We start from the raw sequence: 15,996 nt of genomic DNA on the forward strand, positions 1-15,996 counted from the left end.
CGCGATTATTGCGGCGCCAGGGCGTCCATGATCTGGCGGACGGGAGCGATGTCGTAGCCCGCCGCCGCGGCCTGCGCCGCCAGCACGTCGCCATTGTCGCCGGCGCGGGCGCGGGTCAGCGCCCAGAGGAGCGTGCTGCGGGTGCCGGAGCGGCAATAGGCGAGCAGCTTGCCGTCTCCCGCCTGTTCCAGCGCCTGCGCCATGCCGTCGAGCTGCCAGGGGGCAAAGCCACCATGGGCGACCGGCACGGCGAGATAGGCGATGCCCGCAGCCTTGGCCGCCGCCTCGATCTCAGCGCCGTTGACCTGGCCCTGCTCCTCGTCGTCGGGACGGTTGTTGATGATGAGGGTGACGCCCTGCGCCTTGGCTTCGCCGACCTGATCGACGCTGATCTGCGGGGATACGAGAATGCGGTCGGTCAGCTTGCGGAACATGATATGCGTCTCCTTTGGGTGAGCCATGCGCGCTCAGCTTGTCGCTTTCAAGAAATTTGGTTCAGAGATAGGGCCGGATCGCGCTGAGGAAGGCATCGCCCCAGGCGTCGAGCTTCTTCTGGCCGATGCCGCTGATGTGACTCATCTCGCGGATGCTGGATGGGCGCTGCTCGGCCATTTCGCGCAGGGTCGAATCGTGGAAGATGACATAGGGCGGCACGCCCGCCTCCTGTGCCAGTTCGCGGCGGCAGGCGCGCAAGGCGTCGAACAGCGGATCGCCGACCGGATTGGCGTCCGCGCCGTTGCGCGCGTTGCGGCCGCGGCGTTCGCGCTTGGGCGGCACGAGGATGCGCACCTCCTCCTCCCCGCGCAGGATCGGGCGGGCGTTGGGGCCGAGCATCAGCCCGCCATGTTCGGTCGTTTCCAGCGCGTCGCGCACCAGCAGCGCGCGCGACACCGGGCGCAGCAGCGCGGTCTCTTCGCCCGACACGATGCCATGGACCGAAATCCTGTCATGGCCGCGTTCGCGCACCTTGTCGTTGGGCGCGCCGGTCAGCACCGCTTCGACATGGCCCGCGCCGAAGCTCTGCCCGGTGCGATAGACGGCGGAGAGATATTTGCGCGCGGTTTCGGTCGCGTCGACACTGGCCGGGGGCGTCAGACAATTGTCGCAATTGCCGCAGGTGGCGGGCGGGTTTTCGCCGAAATGGCGCAGCAATATCGCGCGGCGGCAGGTGGCGGTTTCAACGAGTGCGCCGAGCGCCGCGATGCGGGTGCGCTCGCCCTGCTGGCGACTCTGTTCCAGTTCGGCGATGCGCATCCGGGCGCGGGCGAAATCCTCCGCGCCCCAGAAAAGATGCGCGACCGCCGGTTCACCGTCGCGGCCCGCACGGCCCGATTCCTGATAATAGCCCTCGATCGACTTGGGCAGGCCGGCATGGGCGACGAAGCGCACGTCGGGCTTGTCGATGCCCATGCCGAAGGCGACGGTGGCGACCATGACCATATCTTCGCTGGCGATGAAGGCGGCCTGGTTGCGGGCGCGCACAGCAGGGTCCAGCCCGGCATGATAGGCGCGTACGGCGCGGCCGCCCTTCCCCAGCGTTTCGGCCAGTTTCTCGGTCGCGGCGCGGGTTTGCGCATAGACGATGCCGGGGCCGGGATTGGCGGCGACCAGATCGGCGAGCTGGCGCGTCAGGCCGTCGCGCGGGTGGACGGCGTAGCGGATGTTGGGCCGGTCGAAGCCCGAGATGATGAGGCCGTCGCGCGGGATGCCGAGCTGGACGAGAATGTCCTCGCGAGTGTGGGCGTCTGCCGTGGCGGTGAGGGCGAGGCGCGGGACGTCGGGAAATTCGTCCAGCAACGGGCGTAGCAGGCGATAGTCGGGGCGGAAATCATGGCCCCATTCGGAGACGCAATGGGCTTCGTCGATCGCGAAGAGCGCGACCTTCGCGGCGCGGAGCAGGTTGCGGAACGGTTCCTGGCTGGCGCGTTCGGGGGCGACATAGAGCAGGTCGAGATCGCCATTGCGCAGCCGATCCTGCGTTTCGCGCCAGTCGGCGTCGACGCTGGTCAGGCTGGCGGCGCGCAGACCCACAGCATTGGCGGCGCGCAACTGGTCGTGCATCAGCGCGATCAGCGGCGAGACGACGACGCAGCAGCCATCGAGCGCCGCGGACGGAAGCTGGTAGCAAAGCGACTTGCCCGCGCCGGTGGGCATGATGGCGAGCGTCGGCTGGCCCGCCATGACGCGGCCCACTACCGCTTCCTGCACCCCGCGAAAGGCGGTGAAACCGAATATGTCGTGCAGAAGCGTGGGAATGTCGGGCCGCATGGGGGAGCCTTAGCGGCTGGGGGGTGGTGGGGCTAGGGGGTGAACCGAAGATGGGTGGTTAGCGGACGATCTGCTTTCCTCCGTCATGCCAGACCAGCCGCATTCGACGCCCCTCACCCCACCGGATCGAGCAGACACCCCCAGCCCGGCTTGAACCGTGCAGTGCGGCGGGCGAGCAAAGGCACGCTGGCTTCCACCGCGCGGCTGTCGGGCAGGTCGGTCAGGCGCACCAGTTCCATGCCCGGTTCCTTGTCAGCCTCGCAACTGCCCATGGCGCGGCCTTCTACATAGCGGCACGAGCAGCCGATCCGCGCGCCATAGGCCGCGCCCAGGCGTGCGCGCGCGCCGAGCGTCGTCCATTGCCATGCGACGAGCGCGAGCAGCGCCAAAACGAGCAAGCCGCCCGATATCCACCATTTCCGTCGAACCAGCATGGTCCTTTTCGATTCCCTTCTGTAAGGGCGCCGGCTTATGCAGATCGATAGCCGAATTGTAAAGCGCCTTGGGCTGGCGCTGGGCGCTGCCTGCGTCGTGGTGGCGGGGACGCTGGTCGTCCGTGCGGCCCCTGCGCCCGCACCCGTCTATGCCGTGGCCGGCGACGCCGTGGTGGGTGCCGGAGCGCTGCGCGCCGCGATCGATCCCTTGTTCGAGGATGAGGCGATGGGCGAGACGCGCGCGCTGCTGGTGATGCGCGACGGCCAGGTGATCGCCGAACGCTATGCCCCCGGTTTTAGCCCCGGCACCAAATTATTATCCTGGTCGATCGCGAAGAGCGTGACCGCGGTGCTGGTGGGGCTGATGGTGTCAGACGGGCGGCTAGCGCTCGATTTACCGGTGCCGGTCGTGGCCTGGAGCCAGCCGGGCGACCCGCGCGGGAAGATCACGCTGCGCCAGTTGCTCCAGATGCGGTCGGGGCTGGACCATGTCGAGGATGGCGAGCCGATCACCAAGGGCGACACGCCGCGCATGTTGTTCATGGACGGGGCGCAGGACATGCGCGCCTATGCCGAATCCAAGCCGCTGGCCCATGCGCCGGGCGCGGTCTTTTCCTATTCGACCGGCAGCAGCGTCATTCTGTCGGACCTGATGACGCGGATGCTGACCAGCAGCGCCGACCCTGCGGTACGACGACAGGCGATGGCGACCTTCATCGACGGGCGGCTGAAGGCGCCGGGCAAGCTGCCCAGCCTGACCCCCGAATATGATGCGGCGGGCACGATGATCGGCGGCAGCTTCCTGCACATGACTGCGCGCGATTATGGGCGGTTCGGCGAATTGCTGCGCAACGACGGTCGATCGCCCAACGGGCATCAGATATTGCCGGGAAAATGGGTGGACTTCATGCGTACGCCCTCGCCGCGCAACCCCGCCTATGGCGCGCATCTGTGGCTCAATCGGGAAAGCGGCGAAAGCGCGCTGATGCCGGGGCGCGCGCCCGACAGCCTGTTCGGCTGCGTCGGCCATAATGGCCAATATATCCTCATCTCCCCGTCGCAGCGGCTGACGGTGGTGCGGATCGGCATGTCGCCAGAGAAGGAGCAGCGCGCCGCCGTGCGCGGGGCGCTGGCCCGGTTGATGGCGCTGTTTCCGGGGTGATCCCCCGTTCGGCTTAGAGAAAGAACCGGCCCTCGATAATCGTGCGGCATTGGCCGGCCAGGATAACGCGGTCCCCGGCCAGAGTGCAGCCGAGGCGGCCGCCCCGCGCCGAGGCCTGATAGGCGCTGAGGCGCGCTTTCCCCAACCGCGCCGCCCAGAAGGGGACGAGCAGGCTATGGGCCGATCCGGTGACGGGGTCTTCGTCGACCCCGCCGCCCGGCACGAAGACGCGGCTGACGATGTCGCTGTCGTCCCCCGGCGCGGTCGCGATCAGCATGACGTCGCCATGACGCCTGAGCGCCGCGAAATCGGGGGTCAACGCGCCTATCGCGGTCGCATCGGGGAAGAGAAAGAGGCTGTAGCCGCCGTCGCGCCAATGCGATTCGACAGGCGCGCCGCCCAGCCCCGCCGCGAGGTCCGGCAGCGCCCGGGGCGCCATGTCCCAGGCGGGCAAGGACAATGCATAGCCGTCGCCGTCGCGCGTGACGGTCAGGATGCCGGCATGGCGGGTGCGGAAACGGATCATCGCGTCGGCCATCAGCACATGGCCGCTGGCCAGCGTCGCATGGCCGCACAGCTTCACTTCCACCGTGGGGGTGAACCAGCGCAGCGCGTAATCCGCATCGGGATCATCCGGCGTCGGGACGGTGAAGGCGGTTTCGGAGAGATTATTCTCTGCCGCGATCGCCTGAAGCGTGTCGTCGTCGAGCCAGGCGTCGAGCGGCATCACCGCGGCCGGGTTGCCGGTGAAGGGCGCGTCGGCGAAGGCGTCGACCTGGGTGAAGTGCAGGCTGGTCATACGGTAATCCTTGTGCATTTGCGCGGTGATGGCGCGACCGCAGCCGCGCGAACAGGGCCAGTTCAGCCCAGAAGGACCAGTGCGCTGCACACCGCCAGCCCGACGACGATGTTGATCGGCACGCCGATCCGCACGAAATCGGCGAAGCGATAGTCGCCCGCCGCATAGACCAGCGCATTGGTCTGATAGCCGATCGGCGTGGCGAAACAGGCCGAAGCGCCGATCATCAGCGCGATCACCAGCGGACGCGGGTCCACGCCCAGTTGATGCGCCAGCGCAATCGTGATGGGCGTCAGCAGCGCCGCGACCGCATTGTTGCTGAGCAGTTCGGAGAGGATCAGCGACGCGAAATAGACGATGAAGACAAGCGTCCAGACCGGCGCGACCTGCATCAACGGGGTGATCCAGCCGACCATCAGCGCGACGCTGCCCGCCTGCTCCAGCGCCAGCCCCACGGCCAGCATGGCGAAGATGAGGATCAGCGTGTCGCCGTCGATCGCGCCCCAGGCTTCTTCCGGGTCGATGCAGCGGGTGACCAGGATCAGGCCCACGGCGATCACGGCGGCCAGGCCGATGCCGACCACGTCGAAGGCGGACAGCAGCACCGCGCCCGCCATCGCAGCGATGGCGATCCAAGCCTTGCGCGGGCGAAAGGCGCGGGTGCGGCTGATATCGACGCCGATCAGGTGCGGATTGTCCCTGAGCGCACGCATCGCATCGTCGCCGCCGGCCACCAGCAGCCGGTCCGCGCCGCGAACGCGGGTTTCGGCGAGATCGGGGCCGGGCAGGTGGCGTGCGCGATGGATGCCGATGATCCGCACGCGCAGGGCATGGAGGAAGGGGATGTCCATCAACCGCTCGCCGATCGACGGGTGGCTGGGCGCGATCATCGCCTCGACCACGGTGCCATCCTGCGCGCTGGTGCGCGAATCGGCGGCGACGCCCAGTTCGAATCGGCCCGATTCGCGCAATGTCATGATCGCGGCGCCATCCGCCCGCACGATCAGATGGTCGCCGGAACGCAATTCCTCCGCGTCCAGTTCCTGCCGCCTGATGTCGCCGCCACGCTTGAGGCCGAGCAATTGCACCGATCGCCCGAACAGGCCCAGCGCCCCGATTTCGCGCCCGATATCGTCGCTGTCCTGCGGTACGACGAGTTCGGTCAGATAATCCTGCACCGCGCCGCCATCCTCGCCCGCGATCGACGGGGGATCGCTGGGCAGCAGAAAGGACAGACAGAGCAGCGCCACGATGCCCGCCGCCGCGCCAGCCGCGCCATAAAGGCTGATGTCGAAAATCCCGAACCGGTCCATCCCCTGTTCGGCCGCGATCCCCGCCACGACCAGATTGGTGGAGGTGCCGACCAAGGTCAGGCAGCCACCCAGCACCGCGATCACGTTCATCGGGATCAGCAGCTTCTTGACCGGATAACCAGTCGCCTGCGCCAGTTTGAACATGATCGGGATCAGCAGCACGACGACCGGGGTGTTGTTGAGGAAGGCCGACAGCAGCAATGCGCCCAGCGCCACTTCGGCCAGGGCGATGCGCGGATGCCGTTCCGCGCGGGTCATGATGAGATCGGCGACGCGGCCGATGACACCGGTGCGGACCAGCGCGCCCGACAGGACGAACATCGCCCCGACCGTCAGCGGCGCGCTGTTGGAAAAGACGGAGAACATCGCCTTTTCATTCAGCATCCCGAAGATGCCGTAGGCGCAGGCGCCGACCACGGCGATGACGGTCGGCGAATAGCGTTCGCGCACGAAGGCGACGAACATGCAGGCCAGGATGAGCAGGCCGATTTCCGCGCGGTAGACGCCCAGCAGCGCGGTGATGAAATGCATATGGCCCCCCTGCGGATCGCGTGGTCGCGTGTCCTTTCAGGGGTGAAACGAAATGGGCCAGCCATGGTTGCATGGCTGGCCCGTGTCGCGGCTTTAAGGGGACGTTTTGACCGTCAATCCGCATTTTTAATCTCAGCGTTTTTCGAGAAAAACGCGTTGACGCGTAATGACGCTCCCCATGCTTACGCTCTGCCGCTCGCCCTCCCGCGGGCGATGACCGTCATCCTATCGTAATAGAAGCGAGTCGTCTCGCGTCGATTCGACGTTGGGCGCGGGATTGGCGCGGTTCGGCGCGTCAGTCGTCGTCCCGATCGCCACATTGCGCGCGGTGGAGCAGCTTCTGGTCGGCCAGCACCAGCGCCATCATCGCTTCGACCACCGGCACGCCGCGGATGCCGACGCAGGGATCGTGACGCCCCCTGGTGACGATGTCCGATGCTTCGCCTTCGCGCGTCACGGTTTCGACCGGGATCAGAATCGAGCTGGTCGGCTTGAAGGCGATGCGGACCTTGACCGGCTGGCCCGTCGAAATGCCCCCGGCAATGCCGCCGGCATGGTTGGCGAGGAAGATGGGACCGTCATTGCCCCCCTCCACAGCAGGTCGCATGGGATCGGCATTCTGCTCGCCGCGCAGCCGGGCGGCGGCGAAACCGTCGCCGATCTCGACGCCCTTGACCGCATTGATGCTCATCATCGCGCTGGCCAGTTCGCTGTCGAGCTTGGCGTAGAGCGGCGCGCCCCACCCCGCCGGGACGCCCGACGCGACGCACTCGACCACCGCGCCGAGCGACGATCCATCCAGACGCGCGCCATCGACCAGCGCTTCCCAGCGGACGGCGGCCTCCGCATCCGGGCAGAAGAAGGGATTCTGGCCGATCTGGGCGGCATCGAAATTATCGTAGTCGATCGCGTCGCCGCCGATTTCACTGACATAGGCAAAGATATCGACTTCGGGAATGACCGCGCGTGCGACCGCGCCCGCTGCGACCCGGCTGGCCGTCTCGCGCGCCGAGGAGCGTCCGCCGCCACGATAGTCGCGGAAGCCATATTTGGCGTCATAGGCATAGTCGGCATGGCCTGGGCGGTACGCCTTGGCGACGTCGGAATAATCCTTCGACCGCTGGTCGGTATTTTCGATCATCAGGCTGATGGGCGTGCCGGTGGTGCGCCGGACTCCGTCCGGCGCTTCAAATACGCCCGACAGGATGCGCACCTCGTCCGCCTCGCGGCGCTGGGTGGTGAATTTGGAGGTGCCGGGCTTGCGCAGGTCGAGCCAGGGCTGGATGTCGGTTTCGCTTAAAGGGAGGCCTGGAGGGCAGCCGTCGACGACTACACCGATGGCAGGACCATGGCTCTCGCCCCAGGTGGTGAAGCGGAAGACGCGACCGAAACTGTTGAAACTCATTCTGCTGCTTCACTATCCCAATCGGCGCCGAACCGCTGCGCCATATAGCGCGCGCTACCGAAGCGGCCAGCCATCAACCCCTCCACGGTCAGGTCGGCGTCCAGTTCTTCCCAATGCAGGCCAAAGCCTGCGCCTGCGATTTCGACCTTTTCAAGCTGGTCCGCACTTGCCTGTTCCAAGCCCTGCGCCAAGGTGGCGGGGAAGGAAAAGGTGGCGCCGCTGACCAGATCGATCACCACATGGCCACTTGTCCGGTCATAGCGAGCGGCGCGGGCGCGCGGCTTGATCGCAAGATCATGCGCGCCGCGCTGCACGGCCTCGTCAAACTGGGACTGGGTCAGTTCACCCATGAATGGCCTTCCACCTTTCGAGCAGATAATCGCGCTTTTCTCGCACGATTTGCAGCGCGCGTCGACTCTCGCGCCGGTTTGCACCCACGATCCGCACCACGTCCGCCGCGCCATCCGGTCCGAATAGGGCGATCTTGGTTTCGCCGTCCCCGAACACATGGACATGCGGCGGTGGATGGTCGTCCGTGTAGATCACGACCCGCAGATTGGCGTCACGCAGGACCGTGGGCACGCGATCACTTATCCAGCGCGATATCCGGTGCGTCTTCGGCCTTCATGCCGATGACATTGTAGCCCGCGTCGACATGGTGGATTTCGCCGGTCACGCCCGACGCCAGATCCGACAGCAGATAGAGGCCCGCGCCGCCGACATCCTCGATCGTGACATTGCGGCGCAGGGGCGAATTCAGTTCGTTCCACTTCAAGATGTAGCGGAAGTCGCCGATGCCGCTGGCGGCCAGCGTCTTGATCGGGCCAGCCGAAATCGCGTTGACGCGGATATTTTCCGGGCCGAGGTCCATCGCCAGATATTTGACGCTGGTTTCCAGCGCCGCCTTCGCCACGCCCATGACATTATAATGGGGGATGACCTTTTCCGCGCCATAATAGGACAGGGTCAGGATGCTGCCGCCGTTCGGCATCAGCGCGCGGGCGCGCTTCGTGACTGCCACAAAACTGTAAGCAGAGACGTTCATGGTCAGCAGGAAATTGTCCAGGCTGGTGTCGACATAGAGGCCGCGCAGTTCGTTCTTGTCGGAAAAGCCGATCGCGTGAACCACGAAATCGATCGTGCCCCAGCGCGCTTCCAGCTCGGCGAACGCCGCATCCAGCTTGTCCATGTCGGTGACGTCGCAGTCGATCAGGAAATCCGAGCCGACCTGCTCCGCCAAAGGCCGCACACGCTTGGCCAGCGCGTCGCCCTGATAGGAAAAGGCCAGTTCCGCGCCCTGCGCGTGCAATTGCTGGGCAATGCCCCAGGCGAGCGACTTGTCGTTCGCCAGCCCCATGATGAGCCCGCGCTTTCCTGCCATCAAGCCGTTCATATCGTCGTTCCGTTCCCTTGGTCCTTCGCCGCCGCGTCCAGTTCCTCTTCGGGAAATTCCGCCAGCGCCGCATTCAATTCCGCGCCAATTACCACGCCAAGCCCGACGAGAAAGAAAAAAATGAGGGTGATCATGACACCCGCCAGACTGCCATAGGTCCGGCCATAGCCGCCGAGCAGCGACAGGGTGGGCGGCAAGAGCAGCACGGTGCCGTACCACCAGAGCGATGTCGCGACCGCACCGGGCCATTTGGGAAAGCGGCGCGGCTTATAGGCGGTGGGGGTCAGGGCCGCGAACAGCGACCATAAGGCGAGGCAGGTTATCGCCATCGGCACCAGCCTGGCCGAAGCGACCAGACCGATCGCCTCGTCGGCCCAGGGCAGTATCTGATGGAGAAACTGGTCGAGGCCGGTGATCGCGACCTGCAAAGAAAAAGCGAACATCAGCGCGAAGACGCTGACCAGGGTGATGCCGATCGCGCCCAGCCGATAGCGCCAGAAGGGCTTGGTGCTTTTGGTGCCATAAGCGCGGCGCAGGATGTCGCGGATCGTCTCGATCAGGCTGCCCACCGTCCACAGCCCGACCAGGCCGCCCAGCCACAGCAGCGGGCCGCTGCGCGCGGTCAGCACGTCGCTGATCGGTTGGCGCACCACATCGGCGACGCCGCGCGGCACGGTGTAAAGGAAGGCGTTGACTGCCTGCACCCCGTCCTGCGTGCGACCGAAGATGCTCGCCACCGCCGCCGCGACGATGAAGAAGGGAAAGAGCGTCATCAGCGACAGATAGGCCAGATTGCCGGCATGGATGAAGCCGTCGCTATAGGTGCCGACCGCGACCCGCTTCACCACCTCGAACAATTGGGAACCGGGCCGCACCCGGTCCATCTGCCGATGGAAATGCGCCCGCGCCTCCTGCGCCACCTGGCGGCGGGATTCGGGCGACAGGGGCGATGGCATCGGCATGGGCGGGTTAACGCATCACACGCCCAGATGGGCGCGCACCGGCCGTTCGTCCTGCCAGCTTTCGACCAGCGCCTTGATCGCCGGGTCGTCGGACGGCACGTCGATCTGGATCGTCACCAACTGGTCGCCGCGCTGGCCGTCCTTGCCGGTAAAGCCCTTGCCGCGCAGGCGCAGCGTCTTGCCGGAGGATGCGCCTGCGGTCACGCCCAGCATGACCGGTCCGTCGACGGTCGGCACCTTGACCTTGCCGCCCTTCACCGCTTCGTCGAGCGTGATGGGCAGGTCGAGCAGCACATTGTCGCCGTCGCGGGTGAAGAAGGGGTGCGACTTGACCTCGATCGTGACGATCGCGTCGCCCGCACCGCCCGGCCCGGCCTGCCCCTTGCCCGACAGGCGCATCTGGGTGCCGCTTTCGACCCCGGCGGGCAGCTTCAGGTCGATGGTCTTGCCGTCCTGCAAGGTGATCCGCTGCGGCGCGAGGGTCGCCGCGTCGGTGAACTGGACCGCCAGCCGATAGGCGACGTTCGCGCCCTTTTGCGGGGGCGCCTGCCGGCCGAATCCGCCACCAAAGCCGCCGCCCCCGCCCGCGCGGCGACCGGCGCCGCCGAACAGCCCTTCGAAGATATCGCCGAAGTCCGCCCCGCCCTGATCGAAGCCGCCACCGGGCTGGCCGCGGAAACCGCCCCCGCCCCCGCCGCCATAGCCGAAGGGCGCGGCCGGATTGCCGTCGCCGTCAATCTCCCCCCGGTCGAAACGGGCGCGCTTGTCCTTGTCGGACAGCAGATCATAGGCGTTGGTGACGGCGGAGAATTTGTCCGCCGCCTGTGGGTTATCCTTGTTCTTGTCGGGGTGAAGCTCCTTGGCGAGCTTGCGATAGGCGGATTTGATCTCCGCATCGGTCGCGCTGCGCGTCACACCCAGAAGGGAATAGGGATCGGCCATCATTCTACCTGTTGCACAAAAGCATCACTTGCCGACTATGTGGACGATGCCGCGCCGACATTCAAGCCGTGCGTGGCTTTGATGCCGTCGGATACCCCTGCCGGGGTATGTGCGCGAAAAATCGCGCTGCTAGCGGCAGGCAGTCCGCCCCGGGGTGGCGGACCTATCTTTTGGGGGTTGTAAAACATGCATAAATTCGGATGGAGCGCGGTTGGCGCGATGGCCGCGCTATGGGCGATGGCGCCCGTCGCACAGGCGCAGGTCGGGCCGCCACCGCCTTCGCCGCAACAGCTGGACGGCATCCAGAGCCTGTTCCGTATCGGCGTGACGCTGGGCGTGGGCGGCGGGGTGACGATCACCGACAGCTATGGCCTGGACATCGCCAATGACGGGCAGGATTTCATGAATCCGCAGCGACTGCGCGAACGCTATGGCGCGCGCTATAACGACCTGCTGCCGGTCAGCGGCCTGATCGATTTCCGCGGGCTGCCCATCTATGGCTATTATGACGTGAACAGTTCGGTGTTCCGCATCTCGATCCCGGCGCTCGACGCCGCAGGCGAAGTCTATCAGAATCGCTTCAACGGCACGTCGCGACAGGCCTCCTACGACCTGTTCGACAGCTATCTCAACGATATCGATAATGCAGAGGCCGAACGGCTGGTCCGCCTGCTGCTCAAGTCGCTGGCGCGCTATTCGCCGGTCGATCCGCTCGCGGGCAATCCGGGATCGGTGCAGAGCGGCCTCATTCGGTCGAGCCTCGACCTGACGTCGGGCGATTCGGCGATCGAACAGGATGCGGCCAGCGGCGGCACCAACACGGCGGGCGATCCGTGGATCATGGGCGCCAGCTATAATGGGGGGTCTTCGAACGGCGGCCGTTACGACTTCATGCGGATCGACGGGCGCGTCGCCCGCAGCTTCCGCCTGACCGAAGGCGGCCGCGCGCTGCTGAAATTCGACCTGCCGGTCAGCTATTCCGAAGTGAACGGCGCGCGGGCCGCCACCGCCCAGTTCGGCGTCGGCGTCGAATTTCCGGTCATCGCCCGCCGCTGGTCGCTGGAGCCGCGCGTCGGTTATGGCATCACGGCGTCGGACCAGCTCGGATCGGTCGGCAACATGCTGTCCACCACCATCGCCAGCCGTTACGTGTTCGACGGCCTGGGTCGCGGCCGGCTCGTGATCGGCAACATGGTGGGCTATACCACCACGCTGAGCACCGGCATCACCGGCTATAACGTCAATCCGGGCTTGAAGAACTGGGCGTTCCGCAACGGCATCGCCTATGACCTGCCGCTCAAATTTCGCGGCCTGGGACGCAACACGTCGGCGCGGGTCAGCTATGCCATGACCAATTATGCGGGCGACAAGCTCTATTACAACACATTCCATGAAGTGACGCTGTCGCTGGGCCTGCGCGGTCGCGAGGAAAGCGCGCGCAACGCCCGCGACCTCGTCCGCCTGAACATGAACCTGATCAAGGCGGGCAGCTATACCAGCTGGTCGGCGGGCCTGGGCTTCCGCTTCTGATCCACCCACGCGATCCGGGGCGGCCATGCGCCACCCCGGATCCTGCTTCCCCTTATCGACAGCGGCGTATCGACAGGGCCGGGGCCGCCGCTTAAGGATCGGGCATGACCGATCCCTTCGCCCTGTTCGACGAGTGGTACGCCCAAGCGCGCGATACCGAAATCAACGATAGCAACGCCATGGCGCTGGCCACCGCCGATGCGCGCGGGCGACCGGCCGTCCGCATGGTCCTGCTCAAGGGCCATGGGCCGGACGGCTTCGTCTTCTACACCAATTTCGAGGGGCGCAAGGCGGGCGAGTTGCTGAAAAACCCGCATGCCGCCTTGCTCTTTCACTGGAAATCGCTGCGCCGCCAGATTCGCGTCGAGGGCGCGGTAGGCCCGGTCGACGACCCGACCGCCGACGCCTATTTCGCGACCCGCAGCCGCGACAGCCAGCTCGGCGCCTGGGCGTCCGACCAGTCCCGCCCCCTGCCCGACCGGCAGACCTTCATGGACCGTTTCGATGCGGTCAGCGCCCGCTTCGCAGACGGTCCGGTGCCACGCCCGCCGCACTGGTCGGGCTTCCGCCTCACCCCCGAACGGATCGAGTTCTGGCAGGATCGCGAACATCGGCTGCACGAGCGCCGCCTGTTCGAACGGGCCGGCGTCGGCGCGCAAGGGGATTGGCGCGAAGGGCTGCTTTACCCCTGAGCACACACATCCAGGGGCGTGGAAAGGCGGCGCTGCTTCGTCTTCCCTGATGCGCGTGGACGCGCCGCGATTGCGGGTGGCCCATGCGCCTGTTAGGTGTCGGCCTGACAGACGTACAATAGGCGGGGGCTGCGCACGGGCAGCCTAAAGGGATTTGATGCGAAACAGACTGACAGCCTTCATCCTCATCGGCATGGTCCTGGGGGTGTTGACCGGCTTCGTGGCCAATCTTTGGGTCGGCGGCGACGAGACGCTGGCGAAGGATGTGGCGGGCTATTTCCACCTGCTGGCCGACATCTTCCTGCACCTGATCAAGATGATCATCGCGCCTCTGGTCTTTTCCACGCTGGTCGCGGGCATCGCCCATATGGGCGACAGCGCGGCGCTGGGACGGATCGGCGGGCGCGCGCTCGCCTGGTTCATCATCGCCAGCCTGATTTCGCTGACGCTGGGCCTGATCTTCGTCAATTTCTTCGCGCCGGGCGAGGGCCTCAACCTGGTCCGTTCCGGTGCGGATGCGGGCGTCAGCACCGAAGCGCTCAACTTCCGCGACTTCATCCTCCATGTCTTCCCGACCTCCATGATCGGGGCGATGGCGGACAACCAGATCCTCCAGATCGTCGTCTTCTCGCTGTTCGTGGGCGTTGCGCTGACCGCCATCGGCGACAAGGGCAAGCCGATCATCACCGTCATCGAATCGATGGTCGAACTGATGCTGCAGGTGACGGGCTATGTCATGCGCGTCGCGCCGTTCGCGGTGTTCGGCGCGCTGGCGTCGTCGGTGACCGTGCAGGGGCTGGGCGTCCTTAAAACCTACGGCGCGCTGGTCGGCGAATTCTACATCGCGCTCTTCTGCCTGTGGCTGCTGCTGTTCGGTGCGGGATCGATTTTCCTGGGCAAGCGGATGTTCAAACTGATCCGCTATGTCCGCGAACCAATCCTGATCGCTTTCTCCACCGCGTCGTCCGAAGCCGCTTACCCCAAGATGCTGGAGCAGCTCGACCGCTTCGGCATTCCGCGCCGCATCTACAGCTTCGTGCTGCCGCTGGGCTATAGCTTCAACCTCGACGGGTCGATGATGTATTCGACCTTTGCGACCATCTTCATCGCCCAGGCCTATGGCATCGACCTGCCGATCGCGACGCAGATTACCATATTGCTGGTGCTGATGGTCACCAGCAAGGGCATCGCCGCGGTGCCGCGCGCGAGCCTCGTGGTGGTCGCCGCGACGCTGGGCCAGTTCGACCTGCCGGTGGAGGGCATCGCCTTCATCCTGGCGGTCGATCACTTCATGGACATGGGCCGCACCGCGACCAACGTGCTGGGCAACGCCATCGCGACATCCGTCATCACCAAATGGGAAGGGATGCTGGAGGTCGAGGAACCGATCGACGTAGAACATCCCAAGGCGCCGGCGCATGGCGCGGCCCATGGTCGCGCGGGGCTGGAACTGGCGCCGGACATGGTGGACGACGGGCAGAAGGGGTAAGCAGAGGCTGACGTGTTCCCGCGCAGGCGGGAAAACGAGCCTCCTTCACCACAACACGCCGCGCACCGGCTGCGCCGGTTCGGGCGCGAGGTCGCCGATCGACTGGAGCAGGTCGATCTCGATCGTCCGGCACATCGCCGACAGCGGGACGTCATGCACACTGTTGTCGAAGGGATCGACCAGATCGTCGCCGATCCGCAACACCGCCAGGAACATCAGGCCCGCCACCGTCGATCCCAGCGGGGTCGCGAAACCCAGCGATTCGACCAGACCGATCGGCAGCAATATGCAGAAGATATGGGCGAACAGCGTCGGCAAGAACCGATATTGCATCGGCAACGGCGTGTTCTTGATCCGCTCCATCCCGCCTTGCGCATTGGCGATATCGACCAGCACCGCCTCCATCTGCGCCTGCTGGATGGTATCGATCCAGCCTTCGCGTCGGGCGATGTCGATGCGCCGGCCGGTGCTGTCGAGCAAGCCGTTGGCGGGATTGGCGCGGGCCAGCGCCTTGCCCCTGTCCTCTTCGCGCAGGAAACTGGTCACATCCTCGCCGATCGGCTGGCGGCGCAACTGGCAACGCAGCGCGTTCACATAAGCGATCTGGCGCATCACGATCTCGCGCTTCAGGTCGCGGGCCTGCGGATCGGGCAGGAAGTTGCGAGCCGCACGGGCCAGGCTGCGCGACGCATTGATCATCGCGCCCCATAATATCCGCCCTTCCCACCAGCGCTGATAGGCGCTGTTGGATCGGAAGCCCAGGAACAGCGCGAGCGCCGACCCGAAGATTGTCAGCGGCAGCGAGGGCGCCTTGAAGGGCAACACATAATAAGTGATCGTGACCGCGCAGTCCCAGACGAACAACAGGGTCAGCGGCTTCCAGACTTCGGCGGCCAGCCGGCGCAGGCTGGGAACGGGATCGACGATCATGCAGGTCTCCGGAAACAATCGACTGCGGTAACGCCAGCGTCGCGGAAATGCTCCCTTGATGCCATAGCGAAACGAAATATCGGGGCCGACGCAACTCGCGCCCTCGCGACTCGTTGAATTGGGGATCCAGCGGAGAAGCCTGTGAC

The 15,996-nt window shown here is 65.9% G+C and carries 16 protein-coding genes; 4 read left to right on the plus strand and 12 right to left on the minus strand.

Annotation, left to right across the window (positions count from 1 at the left end):
- Positions 1–5 precede the first annotated feature (5 nt).
- The 3 genes from ABT375_RS09565 to ABT375_RS09575 all read right to left on the minus strand — a co-directional run bounded on the left by ABT375_RS09565 (position 6) and on the right by ABT375_RS09575 (position 2,702).
- A complete protein-coding gene (locus ABT375_RS09565) occupies positions 6–434 on the minus strand; it encodes a TIGR01244 family sulfur transferase (protein WP_416462275.1) in 429 nt (142 codons plus the stop codon).
- Between the two features lie 61 nt (positions 435–495).
- Positions 496–2,268 (minus strand): DNA helicase RecQ, encoded by a 1,773-nt coding sequence (recQ, locus tag ABT375_RS09570; RefSeq protein WP_416462276.1) that lies wholly within the window; start codon positions 2,266–2,268, stop codon positions 496–498.
- Positions 2,269–2,381: 113 nt separating this feature from the next.
- A complete protein-coding gene (locus ABT375_RS09575) occupies positions 2,382–2,702 on the minus strand; it encodes a hypothetical protein (RefSeq protein ID WP_416462277.1) in 321 nt (106 codons plus the stop codon).
- A 37-nt stretch (positions 2,703–2,739) separates the two neighbouring features.
- Between ABT375_RS09575 and ABT375_RS09580 the strand changes: the two genes are divergently transcribed.
- Positions 2,740–3,864, plus strand: coding sequence for a serine hydrolase domain-containing protein (locus tag ABT375_RS09580; RefSeq protein WP_416462278.1), 1,125 nt, complete (start codon positions 2,740–2,742; stop codon positions 3,862–3,864).
- Between the two features lie 13 nt (positions 3,865–3,877).
- On the opposite strand, the gene ABT375_RS09585 is transcribed toward ABT375_RS09580, so the two are convergent.
- The 8 genes from ABT375_RS09585 to ABT375_RS09620 form a co-directional block, all read right to left on the minus strand.
- Positions 3,878–4,663, minus strand: coding sequence for a PhzF family phenazine biosynthesis protein (locus ABT375_RS09585; protein ID WP_416462279.1), 786 nt, complete (start codon positions 4,661–4,663; stop codon positions 3,878–3,880).
- Positions 4,664–4,725: 62 nt separating this feature from the next.
- Complete coding sequence (locus tag ABT375_RS09590; protein ID WP_224550478.1) at positions 4,726–6,507, minus strand: SLC13 family permease; 1,782 nt, start codon at positions 6,505–6,507, stop codon at positions 4,726–4,728.
- A gap of 295 nt (positions 6,508–6,802) precedes the next feature.
- Complete coding sequence (gene aroC, locus ABT375_RS09595) at positions 6,803–7,912, minus strand: chorismate synthase (RefSeq protein WP_416462280.1); 1,110 nt, start codon at positions 7,910–7,912, stop codon at positions 6,803–6,805.
- On the minus strand, positions 7,909–8,262 hold the full coding sequence (locus tag ABT375_RS09600; RefSeq protein WP_416462281.1) for a DUF2442 domain-containing protein: 354 nt from the start codon (positions 8,260–8,262) through the stop codon (positions 7,909–7,911). Before ABT375_RS09600 ends, aroC begins: the two co-directional genes overlap by 4 nt.
- Positions 8,255–8,494, minus strand: coding sequence for a DUF4160 domain-containing protein (locus ABT375_RS09605; RefSeq protein ID WP_416462282.1), 240 nt, complete (start codon positions 8,492–8,494; stop codon positions 8,255–8,257). Before ABT375_RS09605 ends, ABT375_RS09600 begins: the two co-directional genes overlap by 8 nt.
- Before the next feature lie 4 nt (positions 8,495–8,498).
- Positions 8,499–9,305: an enoyl-ACP reductase FabI gene (fabI, locus tag ABT375_RS09610; protein ID WP_224550475.1), complete on the minus strand. Its 807-nt coding sequence runs from the start codon at positions 9,303–9,305 to the stop codon at positions 8,499–8,501.
- Complete coding sequence (locus ABT375_RS09615) at positions 9,302–10,267, minus strand: YihY/virulence factor BrkB family protein (protein ID WP_224550474.1); 966 nt, start codon at positions 10,265–10,267, stop codon at positions 9,302–9,304. Before ABT375_RS09615 ends, fabI begins: the two co-directional genes overlap by 4 nt.
- A 15-nt stretch (positions 10,268–10,282) precedes the next feature.
- Entirely contained in the window at positions 10,283–11,209 is a 927-nt protein-coding gene (locus tag ABT375_RS09620) for a DnaJ C-terminal domain-containing protein (protein ID WP_224550518.1), read from the minus strand.
- 186 nt (positions 11,210–11,395) lie between these two features.
- On the opposite strand from ABT375_RS09620, the gene ABT375_RS09625 reads away from it, so the two are divergent.
- The 3 genes from ABT375_RS09625 (at position 11,396) to ABT375_RS09635 (ending at position 14,920) form a co-directional block, all read left to right on the plus strand.
- Positions 11,396–12,739 carry a hypothetical protein gene (locus ABT375_RS09625; protein ID WP_224550473.1) on the plus strand — a complete coding sequence of 448 codons (1,344 nt, stop codon included), beginning with the start codon at positions 11,396–11,398 and terminating at the stop codon, positions 12,737–12,739.
- A gap of 104 nt (positions 12,740–12,843) precedes the next feature.
- The gene (gene pdxH / locus ABT375_RS09630) at positions 12,844–13,431 is read left to right on the plus strand and encodes a pyridoxamine 5'-phosphate oxidase (RefSeq protein WP_416462283.1); all 588 of its coding nucleotides are present in this window, start codon (positions 12,844–12,846) and stop codon (positions 13,429–13,431) included.
- 157 nt (positions 13,432–13,588) lie between these two features.
- A complete protein-coding gene (locus ABT375_RS09635; RefSeq protein WP_261936211.1) occupies positions 13,589–14,920 on the plus strand; it encodes a dicarboxylate/amino acid:cation symporter in 1,332 nt (443 codons plus the stop codon).
- Positions 14,921–14,965: 45 nt separating this feature from the next.
- Here the strand turns inward: ABT375_RS09635 and ABT375_RS09640 are convergent, their stop codons facing one another.
- Positions 14,966–15,850, minus strand: coding sequence for a bestrophin family protein (locus tag ABT375_RS09640; RefSeq protein WP_416462284.1), 885 nt, complete (start codon positions 15,848–15,850; stop codon positions 14,966–14,968).
- Positions 15,851–15,996: the final 146 nt, after the last annotated feature.

The sequence above is a fragment of the Sphingomonas sp. VDB2 genome (assembly GCF_047946695.1).
Lineage (GTDB): Bacteria > Pseudomonadota > Alphaproteobacteria > Sphingomonadales > Sphingomonadaceae > Sphingobium > Sphingobium bisphenolicum.